This window comes from Carboxylicivirga linearis (assembly GCF_018271995.1).
Classification (GTDB): Bacteria; Bacteroidota; Bacteroidia; order Bacteroidales; family Marinilabiliaceae; genus Carboxylicivirga; species Carboxylicivirga linearis.
The window spans coordinates 1-631 of record NZ_JAGUCO010000122.1; the positions used below are offsets into that span (position 1 = coordinate 1).

Sequence of the window (631 nt, forward strand, 5' to 3'; positions counted from 1 at the left end):
TTTAAGATGGCAGTTGCCGATAGGAGTTCGGCCAGGGAGATGTATCAGAAAGACAGTTGGCTTCAAAAAGCCTTTGCAATCTTCTTTTTACTTGCTTGGTGCGCATTGACTTTCGTAATGCTGAACTACTTCATCTTCGATACCATTCAGCTTGATGATTGGCAAATAGCATTTGTGAGCAGTATTAACGGCGGAATATCAACCAAACTAAGCACCATTATTGACTTTCTTTTCGGTGGTGCAATATCAGGAGTAAACGATGTCAAACTTAAAAACAGACGTAAAAAATGAAAACATTCGATGAGTTGTTTGATGGCGTAATCAAACATGAAGGCTATTATGCCAACGTAGAGGGCGACCAAGGTGGAGAAACCTACATGGGTGTTGCCCGGAATTTACATCCCGATTGGGAAGGCTGGCAATACATTGATGCCTACAAGGAAACCTACGGTGAAATACCTTGGAACTTTAAGATTGATGTTCCTCAATTGACACAGCTTGTAAAGGATTTTTATCAGCAGACCTTTTACACAAGATTTAAAATTGATGAAATCTCCAATGGCTCAATACAGCAAATAGTTTTTGATTGGTGCGTTAATAGTGGAGTATGGGGAGCCAGAGGCGTTCAACG

Annotated in this window: 2 protein-coding genes; both read left to right on the forward strand. The window is 40.7% G+C overall.

Annotated elements, in window-relative coordinates:
* On the forward strand, positions 1-291 hold a 291-nt coding region (locus KEM10_RS23945), incomplete at its 5' end, for a hypothetical protein (RefSeq protein WP_212220975.1).
* On the forward strand, positions 288-631 hold a 344-nt coding region (locus tag KEM10_RS23950), incomplete at its 3' end, for a glycosyl hydrolase 108 family protein (RefSeq protein WP_212220978.1). The genes KEM10_RS23945 and KEM10_RS23950, both read left to right, overlap by 4 nt.